Origin of the sequence: Alteromonas sp. DY56-G5 (assembly GCF_041414725.1) — a bacterium.
GTDB classification, from domain to species: domain Bacteria; phylum Pseudomonadota; class Gammaproteobacteria; order Enterobacterales; family Alteromonadaceae; genus Alteromonas; species Alteromonas macleodii.
Genome location: NZ_JANHZQ010000052.1, coordinates 1 through 26,960 on the forward strand (window position 1 = coordinate 1; position 26,960 = coordinate 26,960).

Sequence of the window (26,960 nt, forward strand, 5' to 3'; positions counted from 1 at the left end):
TAACTTTTCCTCACAACTGAAAGTGCTTTACAACCCGAAGGCCTTCTTCACACACGCGGCATGGCTGCATCAGGGTTTCCCCCATTGTGCAATATTCCCCACTGCTGCCTCCCGTAGGAGTCTGGGCCGTGTCTCAGTCCCAGTGTGGCTGATCTTCCTCTCAGAACAGCTAGAGATCGTCGCCTTGGTAAGCCGTTACCTTACCAACTAGCTAATCTCACTTGGGCCTCTCTTTGCGCCGGAGCCGAAGCCCCGTTTGGTCCGAAGACATTATGCGGTATTAGCAGTCGTTTCCAACTGTTACCCCCCTCGCAAAGGCAAGTTCCCAAGCATTACTCACCCGTCCGCCACTCGTCATCTTCTAGCAAGCTAGAAATGTTACCGTTCGACTTGCATGTGTTAGGCCTGCCGCCAGCGTTCAATCTGAGCCATGATCAAACTCTTCAATTAAATATATCGAAATATGAATCGTCGTTGTGACACTCTTAACGAGTGCCCACACAGATTGTCTTGTCTAAATTTTTAAAGAACATTCACTAGAAGCCGTTGCTTCTCAGTGACTCACCCTGTTCGAGTGAGGTGCGCATTATACGCTGGAAATTTTCGTTGTCAACACTTTTTGAAAATTTATTTTCTGAAGCGTTTCTTCTAAACTCCCGTCTTTACTGGCCTATAAAGGTAGTAGAGACTTACTTCAGAAGGCTTGCTGTTTTGCTTTTCCCCCGAAGCGGATGCGCATTTTAGGGAAATGAGCGCTCACGTCAACAAGTATTTTAAAAAAATCCTTATTTTTCGATCGTTTGTATAAACAATGTGCAATACGTTCATAAAAACCACTAATTCACCGCGCTTTTCACGATCTATAAGGTTAGTTAATTGGTAAGTCACGCTGTGTACTATAAATTAATAGAACAGTATTTGAACGTGTACGTGGATTATTGAGGGGTTTGCATGAAGGTTTCTGAATTTAAAACCGCTGGAAAACTCATAACGGGTCTTGGCGCTATTAAAGCCCTCACGGATGAAATGGCGAGATTATCCATAAAGGAATGTGCCATCGTTACTGACAAGGGCGTTTCTTCATCTGGTCTTCTTGATCAACTACTCACACTATTACCCTCTTCACCCTTACTTATTATTGATGACATTCCACCAGAGCCTGAAGTGAATATCATAGAAGATAAGTTAGCGATACTTCGTGAGAAGCAAGTAGACGGAATTATTGCTCTTGGTGGAGGTAGCGCTATTGATAGTGCAAAAGTACTTGCAGCTACATACGATCATACTGGCCCCCTCAGTGAACTCTTCGGAGAAAATACGCTTTCGAAACGTCGTTTGCCTCTTATTGTTATCCCCACTACCGCCGGTACAGGTTCAGAAGTTACCAACATTGCTATTTTGTCAGATTCGATAGCACAGATGAAAAAAGGAATTGTTAGCCACTGCTTGCTACCTGATGTTGCGATCGTTGCACCGGAGATGACAAAAACCTGCCCCCCGTCCATTACAGCAGCGAGCGGTATAGACGCATTCGTTCACGCGCTTGAAGCTTATATAAGTGTAAATGCTAGTCCGATAACCGACGCTCTGGCAGAGAAAGCACTCAAGCTTATCTTCAATTCATTACTTCACGCTTATAACAATGGTGAGAACTTATCTGCACGTGAAGATATGGCCACCGGCAGTTTAATGGCGGGTCTTGCGTTTGGAAACGCAGGCGTAGGGGCAGTACATGCCTTAGCTTATCCACTGGGGGGACGGTTTCATCTGTCACATGGCATGAGTAACGCGGTAATGCTACCTCATGTATTGAAAGTAAATGCGCCGTTCTGCCAAGACAAACTTTATTGTGTAGCAAAGCTATTAAAGGTATGTGAGCGCCATCACTCAAAAGAGGAAGCAATTAAACTGTTATTAGTTGCTATAGAAAAACTGTGTCGCGACGTAGGCATTCCCGCTTCACTCACCCACTTTAATATTCCGCCTTCTTGTGTAGGTGAATTAGCAGAAGAGGCGAGTAAAGTAACTCGCCTTCTTCGCAACAACCCCAAGCAATTGAGTATTGAAGAGATTGAAGATATCTATCGGCTTGCTTTTTAAAGTGGTCTTACCCACATATTTTTAAAGCTTACTAAATTGCCGTGATCTTGCAATTGAAGCGGCGCGCATCCGTGAGCTTTGTACTTAGGTGCACCGATCCATTCTGTTGTCCCTTGAATTTCAGTATGGTTCTGAACCACTACGCCGTTATGTATTACCGTAACATAACCTTTCGTTGCTAGCGCTTCACCGTTAAAAGTAGGGGCTTTATATATGATGTCGTAAGTTTGCCATTCGCCAGGCGCCTTCATAGCGTTAACTAAAGGAATGGTTTGTTTATAAACACTTGCCGCTTGACCATTGGGATAGGTCTTATTCTGATATGAGTCCAAGACTTGAATTTCATATCGCTGCTGCAGGAAGATACCACTGTTATTGCGCTGTTGTCCTTCCATACCTGCTTCTGGCTGTGGCGCTTTCCACTCTACGTGCAACTGAACATCACAGAACTCTGCTTTTGTTTTGATATCGCCTGTTCCCGGCTTCACTGTTAGAACACCGTTTTCCAGCGTCCACTTAGCATCACCTTCCTTTACTGAAGTCCAGTTAGATAGGTCATCACCAATTAAAGAGATGGCATCAGAGGGCACGCCTGCCTTATCAAAAGAAACCACTTCAGGAACAGGTTCCCAAACTTCCGTTTTAGCGGCCTGTTGTTCGCGGGTTAACCGCGATTCGCTTTTTTCAGTATCTGCATCTGTCGTTGCGCATGCAGAAAGTGGCATAAGCAAAGCCACTGTTGAAGCGACGAATGTTTTATTCATAGTGTCTGTACCTTGTTTTATCCGTTATATAACTGTGTTGTGTTTGGCAGCTCGATAGCGCAGGCTTAGGTTGCCCACGCTTTGTCGCCCTTTTTATAAGGGAATGCACCGTCGTAACGTCCAGGAATAGCCACATATCGAAGTACTTTAGTCGCGCCAACTTGAGACGTGAAAAAGCAATAAAGTGTTAGCTGTTTTAATAACGTAAAGTAGTGAGGGGTTGGCTCATCGGTGCCTGGCTCCCACTGACTTGGCTTTCCTGTTTCAACACCTTGATAAACACCGTTAGCAAGATTCGCCGCTTTCGCTTCTACATCCAGGTCGTTAAATAAAGCCTCTCGTTCTTGCTTGGTAAGCTGAACAAATTGCTTGTTGAAACGACTTTGACTTAACGAAGATATTTTCTTAATTCCATCAAGAAAGGTCTTTTGAAGTAAAGGTGTGTAGCAATCGGTTATCAACACAGCCATTGTCGCGCCAACGTTGGCCGCTTTTGCTCCAGGCGTGTCAGTTTGAGGAATGATCACCTCACCCATTTCATTCAGCAAGGCCACATCTTTTTCATTAAATAATGTGTCGCTAAGCGGTACAGCGGGCACATCTGTGTAGGCAAGTACATTACCTGCGAACAATGCTGTGCCTGTAGCAGTTGCTATGAGTTTAAGTAGTTCTCTGCGTTCCATTATAGATTTCCTCGCTTTAACTCTTCTACGGCAAAGTCTGCGGCTCTTGCCGTTAATGCCATATAGGTCAGTGAAGGGTTAACACAGCTGGCCGATGTCATTGCCGCACCATCGGTCACAAATACGTTCGGTGCATCCCACACTTGGTTATGCGCATTAAGCACAGAGCTTTTTGGGTCTCTTCCCATACGCGCGGTGCCCATTTCATGAATGCCCATGCCAGGTGCGTAGTCAGCATCCCAGCCTTGAACATTTTTAAGGCCAGCCGCTTCAAACATCTCAATCGCGTCTTGCTGCATGTCCTTGCGCATCTTAAGCTCGTTTTCTTTAATCTCGACATCCATTGCGAGTACTGGTAAGCCCCATTTGTCGGTGACTTTTTTGTTCAAGTACACTTTGTTCTCGTGATACGGAAGAATTTCACCGAACGCTGTCATGCCTATTGTCCATGGACCAGGCTCGGTTATCGCATCTTTAAGCCCAGCACCTATACCAAGCTCAGCTATGTCTTTGCGCCAACCTGAACGGCTTGCGCCGCCTTGATAACCAAATCCACGCAGGTAGTCTCGTTTATCACTTCCCCAGTTTCTAAACCTTGGCACATAGAAGCCACTCGGCCTGCGACCGTAGGTATATTTGTCGTCAAAACCTTCAACTTCAGCTGAAGCACCGACTCTAAAGTGGTGATCCATAACGTTGTGACCCAACTCGCCGCTGCTGCTTCCTAAGCCACCGTCCCATACGTCTGTGGCAGAGTTCATCAGTACCCACGCCGAGTTAAGTGCTGACGCATTTACAAAGATGATCTTGCTTTTAAATACATAGGTCTCGTTGGTTTCTGCATCGATAATTTCAACGCCAGTCGCGCGCTTCTTGTCTTTGTCGAACAAGATCTCTTTTACTATCGAGAAAGGTCGAAGGGTTAAGTTACCTGTTTTAACCGCAGCCGGAAGCGTAGAGGCTTGTGTACTAAAGTAGCCACCGAAGGGGCAACCCAACCAACACTTATTGCGGTATTGGCAATGAACACGCCCTTCTTCAGGCTTGCTTTGTGTCATGTTTGAAGTGCGGCCATGTACCATGTGACGCGCGCCTTCATAGGCCTTTTTCACCCGCGCCGCGACACTTTCCTCTACAATATTCATTGGCATTGGCGGCTGGTAAACGCCATCAGGCAATACATCTAAGCCGTCGCGATTACCGCTGATACCTGCGAATTTTTCTACATAATCGTACCATGGCGCCAAATCTTCATAGCGAATGGGCCAGTCGACCGCAATGCCTTCTTTAGCATTGGCTTCGAAATCTTCTTTATTCAAACGATAGCTTTGACGCCCCCACAACAGTGAGCGCCCACCCACGTGGTAGCCTCTGTACCAGTCGAAGCGCTTGTCTTCGGTATAAGGATTTTCTTTTTCATTTGCCCACATGCCGTACGTTTTTTCATTTAGCGGGTAATCACGCTTAAGCACAGGGTAGTCAACTTTCATAGCCTGAGTAGGCAGATCTCGGTGAGGAAAATCCCAATCCTCTTTATGCGCATTTTTATAATCTTTAATATGCTCGATATTTTGGCCACGTTCTAACATGAGCACTTTTAGGCCCTTTTCAGTTAGCTCCTTAGCAGCCCAACCGCCACTGATACCAGATCCAATAACTATTGCATCATATTCGTTACTCGCCATAACACGTCCTTAAAACTTAATTCGTCGCTGTGCCTGTTCGCACGTTACACATCACAGATATGGATCGCTTGTTGTAGCGACGCTATTCTGTTGGCTTTGGTTTTCGGTGTGGGTATAAACTCTTGTGCTAAGTAGCCTTTAAATCCGGTCTCGACAATGGCTTTAGCTATTGCTTCATAATTGAGTTCTTGAGAAGCATCTATTTCGTGACGCCCAGGTACGCCGGCCGTATGGTAATGACCAAAGTACTGATAGTTATCTCGAATAGTTCGGATGATATCCCCCTCATTAATTTGCATGTGGTAGATATCGTAAAGTAGTGAGAAGTGCTTAGAGCCTAGGCGTTTGCAAAGCTCTATTCCCCATGCAGAATTGTCGGCCATGTAATCAGGGTGGTCGACTTTGCTGTTAAACAGCTCCATGAAAATCACTACGTTGCGTTTTTCAGCATGAGGTAAAATGCGTTTTAACCCTTTAACCGCATTTTCCAGTCCATCTTCTCGTGACATGCCTCGGGCATTGCCGCTAAAGCAGATAAGGTTTGTATAACCTGCATCAGCGACCAAATCGATGTGCTTTATATAACGCGCTTCTAGTTCGTCGTGGAGCTCACTGTGAATGAAGCCGTCTTCAAGACTTATCTCGGCGCCGTTACACATAGAAGAGTCGATGCCGTACTGCTTTAGCACAGGCCAATCTTCAGGGCCTACCAAGTCAATGGCTCCAAATCCTAATTGCTTAACGGTCTGGCACAACTCTTCAATGCTTAAATCGCCGTAGGTCCATCGGCTTACCGAATGGTTTACATTTCCTTTAAGCGGCGTATTCATGGTGTTGCTACCTTTCGTGCCGTTTGTACTCGCTACAGCAGGCATCGCAGTGGCTAAACCAGCGGCTGCTAACCCTGTTCCGGCAATGCCTGCCCCTGTCATAGCCATACTTTGAAGTAATTTTCTGCGGGTAATGTTATGCATCTGCGTTCACCTTTTCCTTTCTGAACAGAATGGCGAATAGCACTAACACAACCGCGGCAAACCCTGCTGGGAATAACCAGACCTGCTGCCAACTGTGCGCACCGGTTTCCATCGTGTAGGTGTCGGTAATTGCGCCAGCAACCGCGAAACCCACCAGCATACCTACGCCATATGTCGCTAAGGTAATTAGCCCCTGCGCTGCACTTTTTACGTTTTCTCCCGCCTTTGCATTGGTATAGATTTGCCCTGATACAAAGAAGAAGTCGTAACAAATACCGTGCAGTGCAATACCAACAATAAGCATGAACAAGCCTTCGTCAGCGTTTCCGAATGCGAACAGTGCATAACGTACAACCCACGCTGCCATGCCTATCACTAACGTGGCTTTAATGCCGAAACGGTTCAAAAATACCGGCAGGGCCAACATGAACAATACTTCGGAAACTTGACCTAGTGTCATTTTGCCCGTTGCATTTTCAACGCCTATTTCAGTAAGGAATGGGTTCGCATTCTGGTAGTAAAACGCCAGTGGAATACAAATAAGTACAGATGAAAGAAAGAATACAAAGAAGTTTTTGTCTTTTAACAGTGCCAACGCGTCCAAGCCAAGAATGTCGCGAATAGTTACCGCTTTACCGCTAGATTGAGGTGGCGTGTTTGGCAGTGTAAAACTGAATACGCCCAACATTAGCGAGGCAACGCTGCACAATAAGAACGTGTTTTTGAGCATACCATCGGCAATAGACTGGGCAGAATCCCATGAGAAGACATAGCTAATCATAAGGCCTGCCACAATCCAGCCGATAGTGCCCCACACACGAACTTTTCCGAACTCTTTGGAAGGGTCGACCATTTGTCCGAATGACACTGAGTTAACCAAAGCAAGCGTAGGCATGTATGCAATCATGTATGCCAACACATAAGGGTAGAAGCTGGCAAAATCATTCGCTTGGTACATAAAGTACATAAGCACGGCGCCAACAATGTGTAGTAAGCCGAGGATCTTTTCTGCATTAAAGAATCGGTCAGCAATAAGGCCCACAATAAAGGGGGCAATGATGGCGCCCCAGCTCTGGGTTGAAAAAGCCATACCGATTTGCCCACCATTGGCAGACAGGGTATTCGATAGATACGTGCCTAATGTTACAAACCAGCCCCCCCAAATGAAGAACTGAAGGAACATCATCAAACTAAGGCGTAGGGTTATCATAGTTATTGTTATCCTATTGATGGCGCTTAGCGCTCAAGGCCTAAAATACGATTATTCTTCGCTTCGCTTACGTCTCCACCAGCAAAGTCGTCAAACGCATATTTGCTTGGCTCGATAATGTGTGAAGCGATAAACGGTGCGCCCTCTGCTGCACCTTGCGCACTGTCTTTTAAGCAGCATTCCCACTCTAGTACTGCCCAGCCTGTGAAGCCATACTGGGTAAGCTTGCTGAAAATACCTTTGAAGTCGACTTGGCCGTCGCCAAGGGAACGAAAACGTCCCGCGCGGTCTTGCCAGTCTTGATAGCCGCCGTACACACCGTTTCTACCGTTCGGATTGAACTCGGCGTCTTTGACGTGAAACATTTTGATCCGGCTGTGGTAGCGGTCAATGAAGTCAAGGTAGTCAAGCTGCTGCAAAACAAAGTGGCTTGGATCGAAAAGAATATTTGCTCGTGGGTGGTTATCTACAGCTTTTAAAAACTGTTCGAACGAAGCGCCATCGTGCAGGTCTTCCCCGGGGTGAATTTCGTAGCATACATCAACACCCGCGTCGTCGAATGCATTGAGAATGGGTTTCCAACGCTTGGCTAATTCAGCAAAGCCTTGCTCGACCAAGCCAGCAGGACGCTGAGGCCACGGGTAAACCAAGTGCCACATTAATGCACCAGAAAAGGTAGCGTGGGCTTTTAGTCCCAAGCGTTTACTGGCAATAGCCGCACATTTAAGCTGATTAACTGCCCATTCGGTTCGCTCCTGTGGCTTGCCGTGTAAGTGTGCCGGCGCAAAGTTATCAAATAACTCGTCGTAAGCGGGGTGAACCGCCACTAGCTGACCTTGTAAGTGCGTAGAAAGCTCAGTGATTTCTACGCCAGCGTCTTTACAAGTTTTCGCGATATTGTCGCAGTACTCTTGGCTTTCAGCTGCTTTTTCTAAATCAAACAGACTAGGATCGGTAGGTACCTGTATTCCCTTGTAACCAAGCGACGCTGCCCACTTCGCCATATTTTCGAGCGTATCGAACGGCGCTTCTTTTCCCATGAACTGAGCAAGAAAGATAGCCGGCCCTTTTATAGGTTGTTGGTTAGTAGCCATAAGCGCTCACCTTTTTCATTGTATGTTTTAATTGCATTACTGCGTTCCTTCCTGACTGACCGACTCCCATTTGGTGTCGCTGTCAGTACTGGCAAGCATGGCATCTATAAATACCATTCCGCGTATGCCTGAATTTATTCCTGGAACGCCGTCAGCTTTGCCTTTTTGATTCGCGCGTACCGCTTTCGCAAAATCGGTATACAAGTTTGCCATTGCTTCTAAGTAGCCCTCTGGGTGGCCAGCTGGAACACGACAACGTGCAGATGCAGCATCACATAACCCAACTTGACCCTGGCCGGCTCTAAACACTTGATAAGGGGCATCAACAGGGCGATAGATAACGGAGTTTGGCTCCATTTGACGCCACTCCAAGCCACCTTTGTCACCGTAGACACGGATCTTCAATGCGTTTTCTTCACCTGCACAAACCTGTGAAGCAATCAGCACACCCGATGCGCCCTTTTTAGTTTTAATAAGTGCGGCGCCGTCGTCATCTAATCGGCGTCCTTCAACATGGGTGTTTAACTCGCCGCATAACGAGGTAACACTGTCGTTTAATACAAACTCAACAAGTCCAAAGGCATGAGTGCCGATGTCGCCCATTGCGCCCGTTGCGCCAGAAATTGCTGGGTCGGTACGCCACTGCGCTTGCTTATTGTGCGTTTCTTCTTCGCCAGACAACCAGCCTTGCGGATACTCAACATACACTTTTCGAATTTTGCCCAGCTTACCGCTTTCAACGAGATGACGTGCTTGCCAAACCATAGGATAACCAAGGTAGGTATGAGCCAAGCCGTATAGCGATTCACTGGCGTGAATAACATCTTGAAGCTCTTTTACTTCTGCAAAGCTAACGCCTGCTGGTTTTTCACAGAAGACATGAAAGCCCGCCTTAATTGCAGCAAGTGAAATAGGTACGTGTAGATGATTAGGCGTTACGATAACCACAACCTGCATGCGCTGCTGCTCAGGTAATTTGGCTTCTTCTTCTAACATTGACTGCCAGCTATCGTATGTACGCGATGTTGATACGTTTAATGCAGAAGCAGTACGCGTATTATTTTCTTCGTTGCGGCTAAATGCACCACACACCAACTGGTAGTTCCCATCTAACCCTGCGGCATGACGATGCACGGCACCGATAAACGCGCCTTCCCCGCCTCCGATCATTCCCATTCGAATTGGTTGCATTGAAATTCCTCTGTGTGCAAACGCACTATTGGTGTTACTAATGCCACAAAATGTAACCCGTTACATTTTAATGGTCAATACAAAAAACAGCATTTTATTAATCTAAAGTTTACAAATGGCGAGGTAACACCCGGGCTTTGTTACCTTTAACAGCCTATCCCTGCACTAAATTTGAACATAACACTAGCTCAAATTTACATAAATCCTACAAATAACCTTTGACGTTTTAATGAAAGTGCGTATTCTTTTGCTTAAAATGAAAACGGTTACATATTAATTTCACGTAAATTTTGAATTCGCTACCATCGTATAGACCACACCTTTACTGGGTTAGGTTTACAATGCGCGAGTGGATTAACAAACAACAATAACGTAAATGGCAAATATTAGAGATGTAGCAGATAGTGCCGGCGTGTCGGTCGCTACCGTATCAAGAACATTGCAACAACCTGAGCGTGTTTCTCCTAAAACGCGCAATAAGGTGATGGTCGCTGTTCAGGCAGTTGGATATAAACCTAACTTAATGGCAGTTAAGTTTCGTTCGGGAAAAACGCACAATTTAGTGGTACTGGTGCCTACGGTAGCGAACGTATTTTTTGCCCGTGTTATTAGCGGTATGCAGGAAGCGGCAGCCGAACTGGGCTATTCTATTTTACTTGCCAATACGCTTGGTAATAGTGAAATAGAAAGCCATTACGCCAAGATGGTAAGTACTTCTCAGGCTGATGGGCTTATACAGTTACGTGCGCACAACCCATTTGATGCCACGATGATCAACGACAATGGCCTGCTTCCCATGGTGAATGCCTGTGAGGTGATTGACGATGGCCAATATCCTGTTGTGTCGTTAGACAACCGTGCTGCAGCCAAAGCAATGACCGAGCACTTAATTTCATTAGGCCATACCCGTATAGCCATGATCAAAGGACCTAATTCAAGTCCGCTTACCCAAGAACGCTTGGTTGGATATAAAGACGCATTAGCGCAAGCCAATATTGCCTTTGATCAGAGCTTGTTGTTCCCGGGGGATTTTACATTACAGGCCGGATACAACGCAGGGGAAACCATTAGTCACCTTGAAAGTAGACCCACCGCCGTATTTTGTGAGAACGACGAAACGGCTATTGGTGCCATGCAAGCCTTCAAGCAAGCCAACCTACATGTTCCTAATGACATATCGGTGGCAGGTTTCGATGACATTGCGTTTTCAGCATTTGTCGACCCACCGCTAACCACTATTGCCCAACCTGCAGAAGAGTTTGGTAGAACGGCGGTTACGCTACTGGTGGACCTTCTTAACGGAAAAATTCGCAAGGCCCCCAAAGTTATTATGCCGTTTGAACTTATTGTGCGTGAGAGCACGGGCAAAGCTTTGGGTTAATTGATGATAGCGATGCGTCATCACCTATGTACCACTACAGAAAAGGAGCAAGCAGTGAATTTAAGTAAAACAAACTTAAGTAAGACAGCAATTTTAGACGCGGCCAGTGATATTGGCTCTGGCGTTTCAAGACGACAGTTCATTAAATATTCATCTGGTTTACTGGCGGCTATGAGCGCTCCTGCTGTTTTGGCGCACGGGCATGGCAGTGATAAAGGAGCTATGATGAAGGGCATGCATAAGAGTGCTGTTGGTCTGCAGCTTTATACGCTTAGAGATATTATGAAAGTAAGTGTGCCGGCTACGCTTAAACTGGTCGCTGATGTTGGTTATTCGGAAATGGAATTTGCAGGCTACTTTGACCATAGCGCAAAGGAAATTAAGCAACTGCTTGATGACAATGGCCTTACTGCGCCTTCGGCTCATATTCAGTTAGACGCGTTCGATACCAACCTGTCACAAATTTTAGATGACGCACAAACCGTTGGTCACAAGTACTTGGTAGTCCCTTGGCTTAGCGAAGCCCAACGTGGTACGGGCATTGCGCCATACCAAGCCCTTGCCGATAAGCTAAATACCATTGGTGAAGCGTGTAAGAAGGAAGGTATTACTCTTGCCTACCACAACCACGATTTCGAATTTGAAGTACGCGACGGTAAGACTCCTTTAGACGTGCTTATAACTCAGACCGACCCAAACCTTGTTGCCATGGAACTGGATTTATACTGGACGGTAAAAGCAGGTAAAAACCCCGTTGATTACTTTAAGCAGTACCCAGGCCGCTTTAAACTTTGGCATGTAAAAGATTTGGCTGAAGACGGCAGTTTTGCTGATGTGGGCACAGGCACGATTAACTTTAAAGAGATATTCGCGCACGGCAAGTTAGCCGGTATTGAACACAAATTTGTAGAGCGCGATCAGACCACCGACCGCATTGCCACTATTGAGCAAGGCTTTAAAGCAGTAAGCGCACTTAATAAAGGCGTTAACTAACGCTTTTGACCTTGCCGTGGTTATAATGGGCACACAGTAACAACATCATAATAGTAGTAATTTTATGAGTGAACTTTTCAGTGCCCTTTCTCGCGCCCTAAGCCCCTATTACACCGAAATGAGCATTATGCTTATGGCCACTATTTTAGTGGTGTACGGCGACCTGATTAACGGCCATGTAAAACGCATACTGGCACCTTACCATTTCACCATTCGCGTTAGTTTGTTTGTAGTGCTGTGTGCCTTTGGCTATGGCGCTCTTACTTTGTACGGCGCACCGTTCTTAAAACACACCCTAGCCTATTTGCCATGGCAGTACCAAGGTGCAGGCTATGTGGCATCGTTTCTATTGATTGGTTTTTTGGCGGAAAGGCGTAGGTATATTTAGTTCTTTTAGATACTACCTTTACGCTACTGTTTTATTGTATTGCTCCACAAACTTTTTGGGTGGTAAGCTCATAACCTTTTTAAAGGACGTCGAAAAATAAGCTGCGGTGCCGAAGCCAACGTCTAGGCAGGTATCTAAAATGCTATTTCCCTCTAACAGTAACGGAATAGACTTTTCGATTCTGAAGCGTGAAAGAAACTCGCTGAAGTTGTATTCAAACAACTCTGACATTCTTCGGTTCAAACTTCTAGGACTTATCAATAACTGCGAGGCAGCTTGGTCTCTATTGAATGATTCATTGTGGTAGTTCTTTTCCAATACTGCGATAAAGTTCAAAAAGAACGCCATATCCTTTTCGTTATCAAACTCGGGAATTTTCAGGCATCCAAATTTAAATGCAGGCTCTTCGCTTTCCTCTTCCTCGCGCTCTTTTGCCTCTCTGACCGACAATAAATGCTCAACCCTAAGAGTAATTTCCTCTTTTGATGCAGGTTTTGTCAAGAAGTAGTCCACTTTTTCTTCTAGCGCTGATTTTTCTAATTCAGTTCCGGTTTCCGCAGTTAACATCAATATGGGAATACTGGCATAGCTGACATTACCGCGAATTTCTCTTATTAAACTCAGCCCGTCCATTTCGTGCATCATTTGATCTGTGATAACTAGATCGACAAGGTAATGCTGCATAACGTCTAACGCCTGCACACCATTTCGCGCAACTAAACAGCGATATTTGCTAGAAAACAAATCAAATAGATAAGAGCGGAACTCTCTGCTGTCATCAACTATTAATAGTGATTTCTTGTTCGATTTGGCATTTGCGGGTAACAATTTTTCAGCATGCGAATTTACATACTCAATATCATCAATGGGTAACGTTACGGTAACTTTAGTTCCAATGCCTTTTTGACTCTCTAACGCAATTTCGCCTTGGTTCAGTTCAACTAAGGTTTTCACCATTGCTAAGCCAACACCATGACCTTCATGCTCACTGCTCCCTTTAGTGAATCGCTCGAATACTTTTTTGTGAAAGTGCTCATCAATTCCTTCTCCGTCATCACTAACGATAACTTTAAGCACTTTACTATCTTGTATAGCGGCTACTTTTATTGTGCCAAGTTCTGGTGTGAACTTAATTGCATTTTGAATTAGATTTGCCAGGATTTTCTCTAAGCTGTCGTTAATGAGCGAAATTTCTTTTTTCCCTTTAATACGTAATTCTAAATTCTGCCGCTTATGCTTGGCTAATGGCTCTAGCGATAGGACGATGAATTTTATGTTGTCTGGCGAGTAGGACCTGTAGTAGTCGGCAGCAGCCAAGGCTTTAGGGACATCTTGACTCATTTGATTAATCAACTGTTCGACCCTTTTCATATTGTCCTGAACACATATCAGTTCTTTGCTCGCTGCATGAGCTGTTTTGGATATGCCTTCTAACGATCCATTGATGAGCTGAATTGGGGTGCGAAGTTCGTGAGTGATTTCGTTAATGAAGCGTTCTTTGCTGCGAAGCATCTTTTCAAATTTAGAGTGCCCGTCGGTTATTTCGTAGCGGGTAAGATGGTTGTAGAGTTTAGTAGTTTTAAAGTAGCCCCATACCTTGCTCAGATAATTGAGCTTGTATGCGATAATGAGACTTAAAGTAATAGTGATATAAATCCAAAAAGCAAACCTTTGAAAGTATATCGGTGGCTTTACTTCAAAAGCTAATGTAGATATAGGGTTTCCAGCTCCCATCACCCTCGCTTGAAACTCATAGCTTCCAGACCTAAGATCCGACAATGTGAGAAAGGCTTGTGATTGGGGATGCACGCTCCACTCATCGTCTATTCCTAGAATTCTGTACTCTAGTTTTTGAGTTTCATTCTCTGAAAAACTGTTAGTTCTAAAGTCCACTGCAAATGCATCAAAATCACTTTCTAGCATTATGGGGTTAGAGAGCCCCCCAGTTGTTTGAAGCATCTTATGAGATTTCGAATCTTTAGCAGCCCAGTCGATACGGGTAAAAACAACTCTACTCTTAATATTTTCTTTGGCCTTCATAGCCAGAATGGCTTTCTTCTCAGAGATTACATATGAGTACTTGTCACCGAGGACAATTATGCGATCTCCCAGTTCTTGTATTCCACGGTATTCAAAGTCAGTATCAAATATCCCATCATTTTCATTAAAAGAAATTAAGTTACCGTCTGACGTTACAACAAAGAGCCCCATGTTTGATAAGAACCATAAGTTATCATTTGTGCTTAACAGAGCTCCCCTAATAAATCTTGCACCTGTATCTTCGAGTAGACTAGATGAAGCTATCTCTCCTGTACGCTTGTTGATAGATTTTATTCCCTGCCCTGAAGTACAGAGTAAGAAAGTGTTCTCCAGTTCAATTAAGCAAGTCAGTCCAACCCAATTGCCTTCATCAGGAGAAATTGACTTCCAGTTAAATTTGGACATTTGGATATGAAAATAACTATTGGTATCGAATCCTGCGATTTCACCAGAGGCAGTCAAAACCGAAGTGATCATATTTTGAGGGGCAGGTATTTTATCGACTATCACACCTCTATCAATAATGTTATAAAACGCATTCTCCCCAGAGTCATGGTATACATAAGAATGGGAAACAGAGTTACTAGTGATGTGTGAATACTCAGAACTGCAGAAGTCGTAGCCAGAAACTGTATTTGTAAATTCCGCACTAATTTCGTTCAACAATTCATCAATACAACTATTATTCTCCCAAAAACTAAATGGCTTTACCTCCCCTGTTTTCAAATCAATGAGAAAGTCTTGATCTCTTGTGCCTACGGCATACCCAAAATCACTGCTGGTGCCGAATGATTTAATGTTCTTTCTAAAGACCTGGCCATTTTGATGGACAAGATTTATAGCTTCATGTGAGTGAGAAATAGAAACAAGCCCTAGCTGAGAAGACGCTATTAATAATTCTCCCGACGGTAATTCTGCAATTTTTACAATGCTTTTTATTCCATCAGAAGTTATCAAAGGTGACATAAAGTCAGGTTTGATTATTCGTCCTTCTTTGATTTCGAATAGGCCTCCTGCTGCGACATATAACCTACCTAATTCTGAAACATAAACATCTGAAATAGAGCTGGATGAACTTGGAATTTTGAACGGATAAAATCGCTTTTCGTTAGTTGACATGTCCCAAGCATAAACTCCTTCTTTTCCACCGATATGAACTATAGAGTCATACGCTGAGACTGCGTCAACTGAAGAGAGAGCGGTCAAGGAATTGTCAACCGCTATCAACTCACTGACCTTCCTGTCAGGATCAACTATCACTAATCCGTCTTTAGACGCTAAGAAGACCAGACCGCTCTTTGATACCGAGAGCGATAAGACTCTTTCTACGTTTCCGACACCAACATTTGATGCCCAACTTTGTAGCTCACCCGTCGCAATGTCTACAACGATAATGCCGCTTATCAAAGAAACAACAACATAGTGTTCCAAGACTCCTATCTTCCATGCATATTTGGGCCACTTGCTTTCGTGATGAAAACTTTCTGCTAGACCAGTACCCACATTAAACTTGTAAACCCCTACTCCAAATTCAACTATCCATAGTGTTTCTTTCCCATCAAAATAAAGATCAGAAACCGTACCACGGGTGCTGAGAGTCGAACCATAACTTACCCTCTCTGACTGTCCTCCCAAGTACTTAAACACACCATTTTCAGATGCAATATAAACAGCATCACCAACTACTTCGATGTCTCTTATGATACCTGCGGGAATACCTGCGAACTTAGTTTTACCATTTAATGTAACGCCGAGAGCTCTAGCATCATTTGAAATAATGAGACAGAAAAACATCAATATTGCGCCAAACACGAAAAAGTGCTTAATGAATCTCTTTTCTGTCTTCAATCGCAAATCCATATGTCAGTAGCCTTGTTAACCTTTCTGCGCTTTTTAGCTATTTGAAATTAATTGAAAAGGAATTAACTATGAGTATCGAACAAAATATGAACATGCAAGAGCTAAGAGAAGAAGAGTATACTAAAGTATATGCGGGCATCGGAAACCCTTGCTTTGTAGAAGAAGAATTGATGACGATCTTACCCGAAGTACCGACTCCACCTTCAGGGCATAAAATTGATCTCTAAACCAAAAAACACTTCATCCCAGCATTCTCGGCGGCTTGCTGGTCATAAATAAAGTCGCCTACATACAGGCAGTCTTCCGGTTGAAGCTGCCATGTGTTCGCCACCATCAATAATGCGGTTGGGTCGGGCTTGGCTGGGGCATCTTCACGGGTTAGCACGTAATCGATGGGAATGCCGTTGTTTGCTACCTTAATGGCGGTGGCTTGTCGGCAGTTACGGGTAACTATTGCCATGGGGAGCTTGTGTGCCTGCACCTTTTCTACCATGGCTTTGCCAATGGGTAACCACTTAGCATTTTGCGCATCGTCAAGTTCGTGCTGCAATATAGCTTCGTGAGCATTCGCTTTGGTTTCGGCGCACGCAATAGCGTCTACAAAGGTAAGAATGTCTTCGTTTTGTGGGCAGCCTACGTCGGCGCGCATTTGCGTGAAGTTAAGGCTAGACTCTACCAAGGTGCCGTCTAAATCGAATATTACACCTTTAATACCGGTTAAGTTCATCTGCTCTACGCTCACGCTTTTCTCGTCCTTTTACTTCACTGTTATTCTTAAAATTCGGTTAACACCCACTTAATTGAGCACAGCGCTTAACTTACTCGCGAATGGTACCGCCAACATAATGCCACGAATGCCTTTAGCCTTCTGTTACGTTTGATTAAGGGTTGAATACATTTGGTTAAAAACCACTGATGTGATTTAAGTTTACCCCGCCCACACCTTGCATTAGCATAGCCGCTCTTTTTGGCAAGCTACTTATTTGCCCCAGCATTTTTGGGCAAAGTTTTAACAGGTAATTTATGGGTGTTTTTGCTGCGCTAGGTACAGCGCTTTGTTGGGCAATTGCTGCGCGTTTATTCCGTGGAACGGGTAATGCGTTTTCGCCGCTTACCATGAACTTTTGGAAGGGGCTTATTTCTATTGCCATTTTGGCAGTGGTTTTAGTAGTGGTTCAACCAACGGGGCTTAGTACTCATGCTGTTTTGTGGTTATTGCTTAGCGGGCTTATTGGTATAGGCATTGGCGACACCTGCTTTTTTAAAGCCTTGCAAAGCATTGGCGATAGCCAAGCGGTGCTGGTCGCCGAAACTCTTGCGCCTTTATTCACTGCCCTTTTTGCTATGGCTTTTATTGGCGAATGGATTACCTGGCAGCAGTGGGTTGGCGTTGCAGTAGTGCTGTTTTCGGTAGATATGGTTATAAAGGTACGCAAACGCAGCACTACTCATGTATTTGCTACCAGTGGCTATTTGTATGGTGTGGGCGCAGCGTTATGTCAGGCAGTTGGTGCCGTAGTTAGCCGCGACATTTTAAGTGCCGGTGAAATTGACGCTGCCAGCGCTGCGTTCTTACGCTTAGTTGGCGGTATGGTATTTGTGGTGCCATTTATAGCCATAACCAAAACACGCTATATGCCCGTTATTAACTATGAAAGTGACAGCGGAAAACGTGTATGGCCTGCTTTTGTGTTAGCCACGTTACTTGGCACGACTGCTGCTATTTACCTACAAATGTTTGCGTTTGCTTATGCGAAAGCGGCTGTGGTTCAAACCCTTATTGCTACAAGCGCATTAATGTCGCTAGGGGTTGCATGGGTACTTGGTGAACGGGCGACTAAAGCAACTATTGTATGGTCTGCCGTTGCCTTGGTTGGAGTAGCTATATTGGTTAGTTTTGGGTCGCCTACCCATTAGCAATGTAGGGTAAATACCTAACACATGCTTATATAGCCCAACTTTTTAGAGAATAGTAGACGCATTAAGATACAAAAAATACGTAACTTTTAGGTGCCCCGTGTAGTAGTTCTGGGCTCAAATCGATATTATGAAGAAAAAACAAAAACGTTATTTCTCATGTTTCAAAGGTTATCTTTAACAGTATTCTCTTTTTTGAGCGTTGCGCTAGTTTCTTTTGCCGCGTTGGCAAACGACAACATCGATGCCGTTATCGAAAAGGTACGCACGCCTTCGTATGATTGCCCTAATCAGTCTCTACTTCCAGAACTTGAAGACACACTTGCTCTTGAGTCGCTTACATCACAACAACGTTTTGCCTTAACCGTAGCCAAAGGGCAGTTTTTAATTTGCCGTGGTAAGTACGAAGAAGCTGAAACTATGCTGCTTAAAGCCATTATGCAAAGCAATATTGATGAAAGCTCTTATGCGTTTGCATCGGCTATTTATCAAATTGGCTTTTCTTATGACGCCAGAGAAAATCCAGCACGCTGTAAGTACTACCAACAAGCCCAAGCACTATCATCGCCCGAGCGCCACAGCGATATCTTTACCAGCTCTTCTTTAGGCCTAATTAACTACTGTTCAGAAACCACTTCACCTGAAATAAGATTGGGTAAGATGTTTGGTGTGCTTAAGCGTTATTCTAACGATGGCAGCCCCGGTGAGTTAGCGCATATTCACAACGCAATCGGTTTACTATATGGCGATTTAGAGCAACATGCCTTAGCAGCAGAGCAATATCTAAAAGCACATGAAATGGGCTTGCTTGTATATGAAGGCAGTAATAAGGTAAGTATTCTTATCAGCGCCATTGTGTCATTGCTAAGCAGCGGTCAAACTGAGCGCGCCTACCAAAGCATTCTAGAACTAGGTGTACTCAATAGCGAAATAGACACACCGCTAACCAACTTCTTGTATCAGTATGCACTGTCTATTTACTATAGAAAAACAGAAAACTACAACCGACTTACCTACACCCTTCCCGATTTAGAAAAAGCGTCTTCGAACATCTCGAGTTCGTTAGGCGAGCTTCTTGTTAACTGGCACAAAGCTGAGATTTGCTTACATGACAACGATCTCACCTGTATTAAGCAATATATATCAGGTATTGAAGCGTTAAATGATGACGCGATACCGCCGATCTTTCGTTCAAATTTGGATTACCTTAGCTTCAACGTATCCATGTATATCGCACTGGAGGACTTAGCTAAGGCGAAAGAAGCGCACGAGATTTATTCTAAAGAAGTGACTAAGCGCCGTGAAGTTACTCAAGACTCGGCCTTAATTATTGGTGCAGCTAACTTGTATACCCGCATTTATGATTTGGAATCTGCGATTGAACAAGCGGAACAGCAACGAAAGAACACGCTGTATACCGCTATTGTTATTTTTCTTCTGGTAAGTGGTATTACTGGCTACGTACTTCGTAGAAAACACCTTGCGCGCAAAGCCATCGATCCCGTTACTCTGCTGCTTAATGCGAATTCGGCGATAGCCCGCATTAACAAGCTTGATGCGCCGAAAAAAGGCCGAGCCATTGCCATTGCTATCTTCGACATTAGTAACCTGCGTGAAATAACGCGGAAAATGGGGTCAACAAAAGGTGATTTAGTATTACGACAAATTGCACAAACTCTTCAAAATGTTACCCGCGGTAACGATATTCTAGGGCGATTTGGTACCGAGCAATTTATTTTATGTCTGCACAATATTGAAGAACGAAGTGCGCGACAGTTTTTCGATCGCGTACAGAACGCGTTAGACAATACCTTTGAAAACGATGCCACTTCCGACCATATCGTGGTTGAGTCGCAGATGAGCGTATTTATTGCTAACGAGAAAATTACTGGGCTAAACGACATACTCGATGATATTGCCATGTCGATTGATATGGGTAACCGCTCAGGCAACAATTAATATCTACACTACCAAAAAACGCGCGGCCCGTTGTTACGGTACCGCGCGTATTTGTTTTAACCGAAGTTTGTTTACTGGTTCAGATATGTCTGAAAACGGGTATACACGCCATTGGTCCACCCGAAACCTAGCTGTACGTCGTATTCACCGCCACCTGCTTTTATTTCCGGTTCGCACACATTGTACTTTTCAAGTAGCACACCGCTTGATGCAAAGTGACGCTCAATGGTTTTACAAAAGCGCAGCATGATGGTTTGAGCCTGCATTTCAAACCCATAGTTGCGCAGCCCTTCAACAGCAAACAGTTGAAGCGGTGCCCAGCCATTTGGCGCATCCCATTGTTGCGACGTCGCGTTTGAAGTGGTTACCACGCCACCTTCTTTTAACAAGGAGTTCATTACCGCGGCACGCACTCCCTCTGCCTGTTGTTCATTTGCGATACCAACGAACAACGGCACACACATAGCCGCTGACACTACATCGGTTTGAGTTTGTGTGGGGAAGTGGTAGTCAAAATAGCCCGCCTTTTCAGCATTAAATAAATAGGTGTTTATTGCGTTAATTCGCGCTGTAGATGCCGCACTGTAGCGCGCTTGCTCGGCACCTTTAGTCACGCTTGCCAGAGTCTGTTCAAGCGTGACTAAAAGCGCATTTAAATCTACGGGAATTATTTCAGTTGTACGAATACTTGCTAGTGAATTGGGATTAGCTAGCCAGCGCGAACTAAAGTCCCAACCCGATTCGCAAGCCGCGCGAACATGCTGGTAAAACTGACTTTTGTCAGCGCCTATGTGCTCTGCTGTTTCTATGTCTTCTCGATAAGACTCAGGGCGAGGCGTAGGCTCGGTGTCGAAGTAACGATTAAGTGTAGCACCACACGGCATGGTAACCGTGCGCAGTTGTGCTGCGCCCTTCTGTGACGCGTTCTCGCCCGCTTCATTCATCCAAAACTGGTATTCTTTCTTTAAGCCCCAGATAACGTATTCTTTTTGCTGGTCGCTTAGTGCGTCTTTAAGCAAATTATAAAACAACGCCAAAATAGGAGGCTGACTGCGAGAGTAATAATAGGCGCGGTTGCCATTAGGAATGCAGCCTACTTCATTTAAAATATCTACAAAGTTCACCAACATGTTAATTGCCATGTCGGTGCGCCCCGCGTCAATTAGACCTAACGCGGTAAAATATGTATCCCAGTAATAGATTTCGCGAAAGCGTCCACCCGGCACTATGTATGGGCGGGTAAGCGCTATTAAGCTGTCTTTCTGCTCAGTGTCGGGGGTACGCGTTAGCACCTGCCACATATGCTCAATATAATCGGCTACATTTTCAAACTTGGTTTGCGATGTTGCGCTAATCATTTCTGGAGTATCGAAATGGGTATTAACAAACGTAGCTAAGTCTACTGCTTCGCCGCTTTTCTCAGCATCTAAACACGCTTGTTCATAAGCCGCTAAAACGGTATTGAGATCGGTTTTAACAATAGCGTCAGCGAAGGTTTTGCTGTCTGGGAATAGCTGTGCCATTTGCACATGTTTAAACAGGTCGCTGGCAAAAAACGACAAGCTGTCGCGCCAGTTGTGTGAAGAAGAACTCATAGTTACTGCGCACCTTTAGGCGATAGAGAAGAAGACGCTCGTTTAAAGAAGAATAGGGTTACCACTAATGCACCGATTGGAATAAGCGATAGATAAAATGCTTGTTGGCCCCCTACTGCGTCGAAAATAAATCCAGTCACGATAGAACCTGTGGTTCCCCCAAGAGCCGAAAATACCACAATTAGCCCTGTCATAGGTGCATGTTGATGTTGAGGTAGCGCGCTTAGCATTACCGAGTTTAATACGGGGTAAATAGGCGCCATCATCAATCCAATTAATGGAATAAGGAACGCAGCTATTGGTGCATCAGCCCAGCTGGCTATTGTGCTGTCAGCCACGTTTTCGGCAAGCGGTAAGCTTAGTAGCATTACCGTAGCCATACCCGCCAAACAGATATTTAAGAGGGGATACCAGTTCATTCGCGTAAGTACTGCGCCCGCAGTTAAGCGCCCAACGGCCAGCGCTATCGCAAAGATACTGGTTATTTGAATGCTGACTTGAGTAGGTAAGCCCAGCACCTCTTTGTTAAAAGTTGGCAGCCACGAACCTATGCCCTGCTCTATTAACACGTATAAGAAAATAGAGAAGATAAACACCAGCACTAAAGGCTTATACGCCAATTTCAGCATGCTGAAGAACTCGCTTGCAAGGCCTTCTGATTGCGCTTTTTCCACAGGCTTTATAGGAGCCAATGCCACAACGATTAACGTAAAACCAACCAGCGCAGCTAGTAAGTAGTAAACGTTCAGCCAAGATAAAGAAGCATCGTTATTGGGGTCGATAAACCCAGCGAACACCCAGTAGCCAGACAACACGCCCAACATAAAAATACCTTCAATGGTGTTCATTAGCGATGAGTGCGCTTTAGTGGTAGACGACAGCTGCCCAATAATGGCGTACACCGACACTTTCACTAGCGCAAATGCAGTACCTATGCAGGCAAACAACACTTTAATGAACCAGAAACTTGCGATAGAAGGCGTCAGCGCACAGGCAACGGCCACTAATGCTAACCCAAGTAACATTGAAAGCTTGTAGCCAACTCTTGGAATGAAGCTGGCCACTAGGAACGAGACAATAGCAATAGAGAGATCTTTAAAGCCTTCTAGTGTGCTTGCATCTGGCTTACTAATGTCGAAGCTATTGATCGATTGCAGAATAACAGTCCCCACGCTGTTAAGTAGTATGGCAAATACGTAGTAGCTAATGGCAATGGCTGCAATGACCATGAATCGGGACATGTGTAAACACTCTGTTAACTGAATTATGCAGGAGTGTAGTCGTAAGAAAATAAAAATGCAAACGTTTGCAAAACGCTTTTATTTTTTCGTTAGAGCTCGATATCGACACCCTGTTACCGTTAAATAATAGCGTTTATGCGTTAAAAAGCTGATAAAAAAGCGAAATATTAGTCGCTGTGCTGCGTAGAGCGACGGGCAATTAAGGTTGTTTCCACTACCTGGCTTTCTGTAGGTTTGTTTTCAAACTGGTTTAATAGCTGCGTAACCATCTCTATTGCGGCTTGCTGAGTATTCTGACGCACCGTTGTTAACGACGGGTGCATAAGTTCAGCTAAAGAAATATCGTCGTAACCCACAATGCCTACATCGCTTGGAATACCTACATAGCGCTCTTTTAACGCTTTTAACGCGCCTAATGCCACCATATCACTTACACAAACGATCCCGTCGAAATCTAACCCATTCGCCTTTATACGCTCGTTAATGTATTGGTATGCTGCTTTCGACGTAATATCGATGGCGCAGGTGCACTGCGTGTCTATTGGCACATTCGCATCGCGGTGGGCTTGCGAATATCCTTTGTGACGTTCCTGCATTTCCGCGTGTTCAGAATCTCCAAGAAACAAGATGCGTTTGGCGCCGTGGCTCAGCAAATGCTGGGTTGCCGTATAGCCACCCAGATAGTTGTCGCCGCCAATAATGGGATATGGTGCGTCTGTTTTTGCATCGCCCCACACTACAATGGGAATGCCCGACTGTGCTGCTCGGTCGATTTTGGCCGTGGATTTTCCTTGCCCAATGACAATAATGCCGTCGGCACGCTGGCTGCGAATAAAGTAGTTCGCCCAATCGTCAGATGCCATAAATGAGTTAGACAGCAGTAGCTCGTAGCCTTTGGCATTTAGCGCTTGATTTAGCTCTCCCACCAGCTTAAGCAGGAATGGGTCTGTGGTGCTTTGTTCGGTGTTGTCGATTAGATTTAAAATCACCGCTATCACGTGAGTTTTCTGCGTTCTTAAGCGGCTAGCGGCCGCGTTAATACTAAAATTGTGCTCTTTAGCTAGTGCCTGAATTCTGCTTCGGGTTTCCTGCTTAATAAGCGGGTTGTCTTTCAGTGCCCGTGATGCTGTCGATGTTGATACACCAGCAATATCAGCCAGCTTCGCTAAGGTGAGTTTTGTTTCAGAAACCAATGTGACCATTCTCTAATAATTTTCGGTATACCGGGTTACCCGTGATAGCACTACAAAATATAAGCGTAAAACCGCTACCTAAACCGGATAAATCGTCGACTCTACAGCCGAATTCACAATATAGCGCGAATCGTCTTGGCGTAAAACCATGTTAACAACAATAAACAAAAAATTTGCAAACGATTGCATTTTATTCTTGCAATCGTTTGCAAACAGATCTATTTTGTTTCGCAATCGTGATGCGTATAACAATTTTTAAACCTGTTTAACGCATTCAGTTAACAACGCAATAGAACATTTTCGGGAGCACACACCATGAAAACGTTGTTTACAAAAGGAATGCTGGCGAGTGCAGTAGCGGTAGCACTAACGCAGCCTGCCATGGCACAAGAAGACGTAAAACAACAAGCGAAAGACAACGCAGAGATCATTGTTGTCAGCGGTACGCCAGGCGGCGCAGGGATTAGAAAGATTGACGCAAGCTTCGCGGTAACCAACATCGACGCTAGCGACATTGAAAAATTGGCACCTAAGTCTACGGCCGATTTGTTTAAGGCCATTCCAGGTGTTTGGGTTGAAAGCTCAGGCGGTGAGTCTGGCGCGAACGTATTTGTGCGTGGTTTTCCAGGTGGTGGCGATGCGCCGTTCTTAACGATTGCGCTTGAGAACTCTCCTATCTACCCTGCACCTACGCTATCTTTCCTTGAGAACTCTCAGCTGTTTCGCATAGACGATACCATTGAAATGGTTGAAGGCTTACGCGGTGGTCCAAACCCAGTAGTAAGCAACGGTCAACCTGGTCTTACAACAAACTTCCGCCTTAAACGTGGTGGCGAGTCGACAGAAGCGTCAGCGAAGTACACTATCTCTGACTACGGCCTAAACCGCATTGACGTGGTTGCAAGCGGCGCACTAGATGACGACTTGTACTACATGGTAGGTGGCTACATTAAGAGCTCAGAAGGTATTCGTGATGCCGGCTTTAACTCTGAGCAGGGTAACCAGTTCACCGTAAACATCACTAAAGTTTTCGAAAAAGGCGAGCTTAACCTTTATACCCGTCAAACTGACGATCGCGGTACTTGGTACTTACCTACACCTTTAAACGTTGAAGGTATCGACGCAAACTATACGCAAATTGGTCCATTGAATCGCCAAGGCACCATTACGTATGGCCCTAACGATACCACTGAGTCATTCGACTTTGGCGAAGGTCGTGGATGGGACGGACACGTAAGTGGCGGTAGCATTAAGCTTGACTTAGGCAACGACTGGCAGCTAGTTGACCGCTTTAACCTTACCAAAGGTGAAGCCAATACTTTTGGTCTTGTACCGAATGGTTCTGCAACTACCGTTGCAAATGTTGCCGACAATGGCGAATCAGCCACTGGTGCAGTAACTGGCACAGTGTATGACGGTGATACGCCTATTCAGCAAATCGGTCGTTGGGTAGTACTTAAAGATATTGAAGCTTTCACTAACGACCTTGCTGTGTCGAAAAGCTGGGAAGACTTCGATACATCATTTGGTATTTACAGTGCATCAACCAAAGCTAATGACTGGTGGAGCATTGGTAACACGGCTTACCACGTGTTGCAGCCAGGCGGCGAATTGTTAGACGGGATCGAATGTAACACCGACGCACAAGGCTGCGATTGGAACTACGACATCAGCTCTGTAGGTGATGCAAGCACGTTCGCACTTTATGCAACGGGTACGTGGTACGCAACCACAGACCTGAGCATCGACTTAGGACTACGCCGTGAAAATCACGAAGTGAACTATTCGGTAGATGAAGATCTTGACGGCAAAATAACTAAAGCGCTTGAGTACGACGAAACCAAAACGTCGTGGACAGTGGGCGCAAATTACGCGCTTAATGACACCAGCGGTGTATTCGTTCGCATGAACCGAGGCTATAAAATGCCTTACTTCGACGACTTCAGAGACAACTGGGGTGCCTACACTGGCGGTAACGACTTGATTCAAGAAGTTACTCAAGGCGAGCTTGGCTATAAGTTCATGAATGACAGCATCCAGTTCTTTGCGACTGCATTCGCAAACGAAGTAAAAGGCGATACGTTTGTACGCCGTCCGGGCGCACCGGCTGAAATTCTTACTAACGAAGCTTACGGTATAGAACTTGACGGTCGCTATAGCCACGATTCAGGCTTCTCGTTGAGCGTGAACGGAACTATTCAGGAAACTGAAATTACTGCCAGCGCCAATAACGAAGGCAATGAATCTCAGCGTCAGCCTGGTTGGCAAGTACGTGTAACACCAAGCTACGGCTTCGATATCGGCGATATGTATGCCACGGTATACGGTACATTATCAGCGGTTGATGATCGCTTTGGTAACAACGAAAACACAGTTGTACTAGAGGGATACGAGAAGATTGATGTAGGTCTAACGCTAGAGCCAACTGAATCACTTCGTCTTCAGTTCTCTGTTGATAACCTGACCGACGAACAAGGTATTACCGAGGGTGACCCACGTAATCCAGATTCACCAAACGGCCGCTACATTATGCCTCGTAGCATGAAGCTTAGCGTTTCTTACTTGTTCTTCTAAGAACAAAAAGCGCAAATCTAAAAATAAAGCCGGCCTTAGTGCCTAATGCCGATCAGTTAAGAATATTTTCATGATCGGTTGACCGATCTTTTTAAGGCTTCAAAATCCGATATCAGTC

Annotated in this window: 20 protein-coding genes and 1 rRNA gene; 8 read left to right on the forward strand and 13 right to left on the reverse strand. The window is 45.0% G+C overall.

The annotated features are described in order from the left end of the window. Positions 1 to 450: ribosomal RNA gene (locus NO989_RS18830) — 16S ribosomal RNA — on the reverse strand; the annotation flags it as partial. 501 nt (positions 451 to 951) lie between these two features. On the opposite strand from NO989_RS18830, the gene NO989_RS18835 reads away from it, so the two are divergent. Further along, a complete protein-coding gene (locus NO989_RS18835; RefSeq protein ID WP_371343023.1) occupies positions 952 to 2,100 on the forward strand; it encodes an iron-containing alcohol dehydrogenase in 1,149 nt (382 codons plus the stop codon). Here NO989_RS18835 and NO989_RS18840 read toward each other — a convergent pair. The 7 genes from NO989_RS18840 to NO989_RS18870 form a co-directional block, all read right to left on the reverse strand. Beyond that, complete coding sequence (locus tag NO989_RS18840; RefSeq protein ID WP_101563334.1) at positions 2,097 to 2,864, reverse strand: DUF1080 domain-containing protein; 768 nt, start codon at positions 2,862 to 2,864, stop codon at positions 2,097 to 2,099. The genes NO989_RS18835 and NO989_RS18840 overlap by 4 nt on opposite strands. 65 nt (positions 2,865 to 2,929) lie before the next feature. Further along, entirely contained in the window at positions 2,930 to 3,547 is a 618-nt protein-coding gene (locus tag NO989_RS18845; protein ID WP_039225776.1) for a gluconate 2-dehydrogenase subunit 3 family protein, read from the reverse strand. Next, on the reverse strand, positions 3,547 to 5,232 hold the full coding sequence (locus NO989_RS18850; RefSeq protein ID WP_014997055.1) for a GMC oxidoreductase: 1,686 nt from the start codon (positions 5,230 to 5,232) through the stop codon (positions 3,547 to 3,549). Before NO989_RS18850 ends, NO989_RS18845 begins: the two co-directional genes overlap by 1 nt. Before the next feature lie 44 nt (positions 5,233 to 5,276). Then, complete coding sequence (locus NO989_RS18855; RefSeq protein ID WP_371343024.1) at positions 5,277 to 6,206, reverse strand: hydroxypyruvate isomerase family protein; 930 nt, start codon at positions 6,204 to 6,206, stop codon at positions 5,277 to 5,279. Continuing rightward, positions 6,199 to 7,416, reverse strand: coding sequence for a nucleoside permease (locus tag NO989_RS18860; RefSeq protein WP_014978076.1), 1,218 nt, complete (start codon positions 7,414 to 7,416; stop codon positions 6,199 to 6,201). Before NO989_RS18860 ends, NO989_RS18855 begins: the two co-directional genes overlap by 8 nt. Positions 7,417 to 7,442: 26 nt before the next feature. Then, positions 7,443 to 8,510, reverse strand: a complete 1,068-nt coding sequence (locus NO989_RS18865; protein ID WP_014978075.1) for a sugar phosphate isomerase/epimerase — start codon at positions 8,508 to 8,510, stop codon at positions 7,443 to 7,445. Positions 8,511 to 8,546: 36 nt separating this feature from the next. Next, positions 8,547 to 9,701 (reverse strand): Gfo/Idh/MocA family protein, encoded by a 1,155-nt coding sequence (locus NO989_RS18870; protein WP_014978074.1) that lies wholly within the window; start codon positions 9,699 to 9,701, stop codon positions 8,547 to 8,549. 376 nt (positions 9,702 to 10,077) lie between these two features. Between NO989_RS18870 and NO989_RS18875 the strand changes: the two genes are divergently transcribed. The 3 genes from NO989_RS18875 to NO989_RS18885 all read left to right on the forward strand — a co-directional run bounded on the left by NO989_RS18875 (position 10,078) and on the right by NO989_RS18885 (position 12,463). Then, complete coding sequence (locus NO989_RS18875) at positions 10,078 to 11,082, forward strand: LacI family DNA-binding transcriptional regulator (protein ID WP_014978073.1); 1,005 nt, start codon at positions 10,078 to 10,080, stop codon at positions 11,080 to 11,082. 54 nt (positions 11,083 to 11,136) lie between these two features. Beyond that, positions 11,137 to 12,075 carry a sugar phosphate isomerase/epimerase gene (locus NO989_RS18880; protein WP_014978072.1) on the forward strand — a complete coding sequence of 313 codons (939 nt, stop codon included), beginning with the start codon at positions 11,137 to 11,139 and terminating at the stop codon, positions 12,073 to 12,075. Positions 12,076 to 12,139: 64 nt separating this feature from the next. Then, on the forward strand, positions 12,140 to 12,463 hold the full coding sequence (locus NO989_RS18885; RefSeq protein ID WP_014947959.1) for a DUF3392 family protein: 324 nt from the start codon (positions 12,140 to 12,142) through the stop codon (positions 12,461 to 12,463). Positions 12,464 to 12,481: 18 nt separating this feature from the next. Here the strand turns inward: NO989_RS18885 and NO989_RS18890 are convergent, their stop codons facing one another. After that, on the reverse strand, positions 12,482 to 16,351 hold the full coding sequence (locus NO989_RS18890; protein ID WP_232306444.1) for an ATP-binding protein: 3,870 nt from the start codon (positions 16,349 to 16,351) through the stop codon (positions 12,482 to 12,484). A gap of 80 nt (positions 16,352 to 16,431) precedes the next feature. Here NO989_RS18890 and NO989_RS18895 point away from each other — a divergent pair, with 80 nt between their 5' ends. Then, positions 16,432 to 16,590 (forward strand): hypothetical protein, encoded by a 159-nt coding sequence (locus NO989_RS18895; RefSeq protein ID WP_014978070.1) that lies wholly within the window; start codon positions 16,432 to 16,434, stop codon positions 16,588 to 16,590. Here NO989_RS18895 and NO989_RS18900 read toward each other — a convergent pair. Next, positions 16,587 to 17,105 (reverse strand): HAD family hydrolase, encoded by a 519-nt coding sequence (locus tag NO989_RS18900; protein WP_014978069.1) that lies wholly within the window; start codon positions 17,103 to 17,105, stop codon positions 16,587 to 16,589. The two genes, NO989_RS18895 and NO989_RS18900, sit on opposite strands and share 4 nt — an antisense overlap. A 281-nt stretch (positions 17,106 to 17,386) precedes the next feature. On the opposite strand from NO989_RS18900, the gene NO989_RS18905 reads away from it, so the two are divergent. Beyond that, positions 17,387 to 18,280, forward strand: a complete 894-nt coding sequence (locus tag NO989_RS18905) for a DMT family transporter (protein ID WP_014978068.1) — start codon at positions 17,387 to 17,389, stop codon at positions 18,278 to 18,280. 159 nt (positions 18,281 to 18,439) lie between these two features. Then, positions 18,440 to 20,239 carry a GGDEF domain-containing protein gene (locus NO989_RS18910; RefSeq protein WP_371343025.1) on the forward strand — a complete coding sequence of 600 codons (1,800 nt, stop codon included), beginning with the start codon at positions 18,440 to 18,442 and terminating at the stop codon, positions 20,237 to 20,239. Positions 20,240 to 20,310: 71 nt separating this feature from the next. On the opposite strand, the gene NO989_RS18915 is transcribed toward NO989_RS18910, so the two are convergent. The 3 genes from NO989_RS18915 to NO989_RS18925 form a co-directional block, all read right to left on the reverse strand. Beyond that, positions 20,311 to 21,834 (reverse strand): trehalase family glycosidase, encoded by a 1,524-nt coding sequence (locus tag NO989_RS18915; RefSeq protein ID WP_156085805.1) that lies wholly within the window; start codon positions 21,832 to 21,834, stop codon positions 20,311 to 20,313. A gap of 2 nt (positions 21,835 to 21,836) precedes the next feature. Next, positions 21,837 to 23,075: a sugar MFS transporter gene (locus NO989_RS18920; RefSeq protein ID WP_231506387.1), complete on the reverse strand. Its 1,239-nt coding sequence runs from the start codon at positions 23,073 to 23,075 to the stop codon at positions 21,837 to 21,839. Between the two features lie 167 nt (positions 23,076 to 23,242). Beyond that, positions 23,243 to 24,277 (reverse strand): LacI family DNA-binding transcriptional regulator, encoded by a 1,035-nt coding sequence (locus NO989_RS18925; RefSeq protein ID WP_014947952.1) that lies wholly within the window; start codon positions 24,275 to 24,277, stop codon positions 23,243 to 23,245. 306 nt (positions 24,278 to 24,583) lie between these two features. Here NO989_RS18925 and NO989_RS18930 point away from each other — a divergent pair, with 306 nt between their 5' ends. Beyond that, the gene (locus tag NO989_RS18930) at positions 24,584 to 26,842 is read left to right on the forward strand and encodes a TonB-dependent receptor (RefSeq protein ID WP_014947951.1); all 2,259 of its coding nucleotides are present in this window, start codon (positions 24,584 to 24,586) and stop codon (positions 26,840 to 26,842) included. Positions 26,843 to 26,960: the final 118 nt, after the last annotated feature.